Source organism: Nocardioides ultimimeridianus, from assembly GCF_054777895.1.
On record NZ_BAAHAB010000031.1, the window covers coordinates 1 to 5,196 of the forward strand.

The 5,196-nt window shown below is 55.7% G+C and carries 2 rRNA genes; both read right to left on the reverse strand.

Annotated elements, in window-relative coordinates:
• Positions 1-3,128 (reverse strand): 23S ribosomal RNA (locus ACYU8V_RS22280); the annotation flags it as partial.
• Between the two features lie 468 nt (positions 3,129-3,596).
• A 16S ribosomal RNA gene (locus tag ACYU8V_RS22285) occupies positions 3,597-5,115 on the reverse strand.
• Between the last annotated feature and the right edge of the window lie 81 nt (positions 5,116-5,196).

The following is a 5,196-nucleotide window of genomic DNA, read 5'->3' on the forward strand; positions in this document are numbered from 1 at the left end:
AGCTTTCGGCCTATTAGTACCGGTCGGCTGGGCATTGCTGCTGTACACCTCCGGCCTATCAACCCAATAATCTGTTGGGGGCCTTACACCCTCAAAGGGGTGGGGAAACCTCATCTTGAAACGTGCTTCCCGCTTAGATGCGTTCAGCGGTTATCACTTCCGAACGTAGCTAACCAGCCATGCACCTGGCGGTACAACTGGCACACCAGAGGTTCGTCCATCCCGGTCCTCTCGTACTAGGGACAGCCTTTCTCAAGTTTCCAACGCGCGCGGCGGATAGGGACCGAACTGTCTCACGACGTTCTAAACCCAGCTCGCGTGCCGCTTTAATGGGCGAACAGCCCAACCCTTGGGACCTACTCCAGCCCCAGGATGCGACGAGCCGACATCGAGGTGCCAAACCATCCCGTCGATATGGACTCTTGGGGAAGATCAGCCTGTTATCCCCGGGGTACCTTTTATCCGTTGAGCGACAACCCTTCCACGAGGAGTTGCCGGATCACTAGTTCCGACTTTCGTCCCTGCTCGACATGTCTGTCTCACAGTCAAGCTCCCTTGTGCACTTACACTCGAAACCTGATTGCCAACCAGGCTGAGGGAACCTTTGAGCGCCTCCGTTACATTTTGGGAGGCAACCGCCCCAGTTAAACTACCCATCAGGCACTGTCCCTGGACCAGATCATGGCCCGAAGTTAGACATCTAGTACGACCAGAGTGGTATTTCAACGTTGACTCCACAACCACTGGCGTGGCCGCTTCACAGTCTCCCACCTATCCTACACAAGCCGAACCAAACACCAATACCAAACTATAGTAAAGGTCCCGGGGTCTTTCCGTCCTGCCGCGCGTAACGAGCATCTTTACTCGTAGTGCAATTTCGCCGAGTCCATGGTTGAGACAGTAGGAAAGTCGTTACTCCATTCGTGCAGGTCGGAACTTACCCGACAAGGAATTTCGCTACCTTAGGATGGTTATAGTTACCACCGCCGTTTACTGGGGCTTAAATTCTGAGCTTCGACATTGCTGTCTAACCCGTCCTCTTAACCTTCCAGCACCGGGCAGGAGTCAGTCCGTATACATCGTCTTACAACTTCGCACGGACCTGTGTTTTTAGTAAACAGTCGCTTTCCCCTGGTCTCTGCGGCCCTTCACGCTCTCCCCAGCAAGTGGGTACACGCTCCGGGCCCCCCTTCTCCCGAAGTTACGGGGGCATTTTGCCGAGTTCCTTAACCATGGTTGTCTCGATCGCCTTGGTATTCTCTACCTGATCACCTGAGTCGGTTTGGGGTACGGGCGGCTCATGGCTCGCTAGAGGTTTTTCTCGACAGCATAGGATCACCCACTTCCCCCCTACGGGGTCGGCATCACCTCTCAGGCACGACATCAAAGTCAGAGTGACGGATTTGCCTATCACTCGCCCTACGGGCTTACCCGCGGACAACCATCGCCGCGGTTGGGCTACCTTCCTGTGTCACCCCATCGCTTGACTACTACCGGGTCGGTTCCCAAGCTCCACACTCCCCCCTCACCCCGAAGGGATCAGTAAGGGTGCTTCGGTTGGTTAGCATCACCGGGCTCGTCATGGGCGCCAATTCGCCGGTACCAGAATATCAACTGGTTGTCCATCGACTACGCCTGTCGGCCTCGCCTTAGGTCCCGACTTACCCAGGGCAGATTAGCTTGACCCTGGAACCCTTGATCATCCGGCGGAAGAGTTTCTCACTCTTCATTCGCTACTCATGCCTGCATTCTCACTCGTGTCACCTCCACCCCTGGATCACTCCGGAGCTTCACCGGTGACACGACGCTCCCCTACCCAGCGACACCTCTGAACCACGAAGGCTTGAGTTAACATGTCGCTGCCATGGCTTCGGCGGACGGCTTGAGCCCCGCTACATTGTCGGCGCGGAATCACTTGACCAGTGAGCTATTACGCACTCTTTCAAGGGTGGCTGCTTCCAAGCCAACCTCCTGGTTGTCACTGCGACTCCACATCCTTTTCCACTTAGCCGCCACTTAGGGGCCTTAGCCGATGGTCTGGGCTGTTTCCCTCTCGACTACGAACCTTATCGCCCGCAGTCTCACTGCCACGCTTACACTTACCGGCATTCGGAGTTTGGCTAACGTCAGTAACCTGGTAGGGCCCATCGGCTATCCAGTGCTCTACCTCCGGCAAGAAACACGCAACGCTGCACCTAAATGCATTTCGGGGAGAACCAGCTATCACGGAGTTTGATTGGCCTTTCACCCCTATCCACAGGTCATCCCCTCCATTTTCAACTGAAGTGGGTTCGGTCCTCCACGCCGTCTTACCGGCGCTTCAACCTGCCCATGGATAGATCACTCCGCTTCGGGTCTTGATCGTGCGACTCAAACGCCCTATTCAGACTCGCTTTCGCTACGGCTACCCCACACGGGTTAACCTCGCCACACAACGCAAACTCGCAGGCTCATTCTTCAAAAGGCACGCCATCACCCCAACACCCACAAGGGGCAGCCGGGCTTTGACGGATTGTAGGCACATGGTTTCAGGTACTATTTCACTCCCCGCCAGGGGTACTTTTCACCTTTCCCTCACGGTACTTGTCCGCTATCGGTCATCGAGGAGTATTTAGGCTTAACAGGTGGTCCTGCCAGATTCACACACCATTCCAGGAGTGGCGTGTTACTTGGGAGATGCCCAACACAGCCAGGATCTTTCATCTACGGGGCTATCACCCGCTCCGGCACCGCTTCCCAACGGACTTCGACCTCAACCCTGGTTTCTTACTGTGCTCACCCACGGCAGCAGATGACAGAACATTCCCACAACCCCCATGACGCAACGCCTGCCGGCTATCACACGACATGGGTTTAGCCTCATCCGATTTCGCTCGCCACTACTCTCGGAATCACTTTTGTTTTCTCTTCCTATGGGTACTGAGATGTTTCACTTCCCCACGTTCCCTCCACACGCCCTATTTTATTCAGGCGCGGGTAACACGACATGACTCGTGCTGGGTTTCCCCATTCGGACACCCCCGGATCAACGCTTCCTTGCCAACTCCCCAGGGCTTATCGCAGGCTGGTACGTCCTTCATCGGCTCTCGATGCCAAGGCATCCACCATGTGCCCTTAACAACTTGCCCACAACAAACCACCAACACACACAACAAACACCACCACCAACCAAAGTCGGCAACGAGCCCAAAAGAGCCCAACAGGTGCGTCACGCATACCGATCGTCCCTGTGAGAACAAGTCCCAGTAAAGAAACACACAAAACAATCAAACGAAACAACACTAAACAAGCACCCACACAACAGTGTGGGTATTGCTCGCGTCCACTATCCAGAAATCAAACACCAAGAAACCAACCAGCTCACCACCCCCAACCACACCCCACCAACCAACGTCAGCGAAGCCCGGTCTTACCAGGAGTGGATCGTCTGATGCCTCAGACACCCAACAGCGTGCCACACACCCCCACCCCCAACAGACCAACAAAGGCTGTCGACGAGCGAGCAAAGCTCAAGCTTCGAGATCGTTGTGTTCCACTAGTGAACATCCCCAAACGCCACCGACACACTCGGTCAATAGCTGGGGTGTGCTCCTTAGAAAGGAGGTGATCCAGCCGCACCTTCCGGTACGGCTACCTTGTTACGACTTCGTCCCAATCGCCAGCCCCACCTTCGACGGCTCCTTCCACAAGGGTTAGGCCACCGGCTTCGGGTGTTGCCGACTTTCGTGACGTGACGGGCGGTGTGTACAAGGCCCGGGAACGTATTCACCGCAGCGTTGCTGATCTGCGATTACTAGCGACTCCGACTTCATGGGGTCGAGTTGCAGACCCCAATCCGAACTGAGACCGGCTTTTTGGGATTCGCTCCCCCTCACGGGATCGCAGCCCTTTGTACCGGCCATTGTAGCATGCGTGAAGCCCTGGACATAAGGGGCATGATGACTTGACGTCATCCCCACCTTCCTCCGAGTTGACCCCGGCAGTCTCCCATGAGTCCCCGGCATAATCCGCTGGCAACATGGAACGAGGGTTGCGCTCGTTGCGGGACTTAACCCAACATCTCACGACACGAGCTGACGACAGCCATGCACCACCTGTACACCAGTATCAAAGAGACCCCCATCTCTGGGGGCTTCTGGTGTATGTCAAACCCAGGTAAGGTTCTTCGCGTTGCATCGAATTAATCCGCATGCTCCGCCGCTTGTGCGGGCCCCCGTCAATTCCTTTGAGTTTTAGCCTTGCGGCCGTACTCCCCAGGCGGGGCGCTTAATGCGTTAGCTACGGCACGGAACCCGTGGAATGGATCCCACACCTAGCGCCCAACGTTTACGGTGTGGACTACCAGGGTATCTAATCCTGTTCGCTCCCCACACTTTCGCTCCTCAGCGTCAGGTAATTCCCAGAGAACCGCCTTCGCCACCGGTGTTCCTCCTGATATCTGCGCATTTCACCGCTACACCAGGAATTCCATTCTCCCCTGAATACCTCAAGTCTGCCCGTATCGAAAGCAAGCCTCCAGTTAAGCTGGAGGATTTCACTCCCGACGCAACAAACCGCCTACGAGCCCTTTACGCCCAATAATTCCGGACAACGCTCGGACCCTACGTATTACCGCGGCTGCTGGCACGTAGTTGGCCGGTCCTTCTTCTGTGCATACCGTCACTTGCGCTTCGTCTGCACTGAAAGAGGTTTACAACCCGAAGGCCGTCATCCCTCACGCGGCGTTGCTGGATCAGGCTTCCGCCCATTGTCCAATATTCCCCACTGCTGCCTCCCGTAGGAGTCTGGGCCGTGTCTCAGTCCCAGTGTGGCCGGTCACCCTCTCAGGCCGGCTACCCGTCAAAGCCTTGGTAGGCCATTACCCCACCAACAAGCTGATAGGCCGCGAGCACATCCCAAGCCGAAAAAACTTTCCACAACCAACCATGCGGCCAGTCGTCATATCCGGTATTAATCACCGTTTCCGGTGGCTATCCCAGAGCCTGGGGCAGATTACTCACGTGTTACTCACCCGTTCGCCGCTCGAGTACCCCCGAAAGGGCCTTTCCGCTCGACTTGCATGTGTTAAGCACGCCGCCAGCGTTCGTCCTGAGCCAGGATCAAACTCTCCATAAGAAAGATTCAAACCCAGCAAACAAACAACACTGACAAAATCAGTATCATCTCATTGCCGAAACATCACGACAACCAATAAGG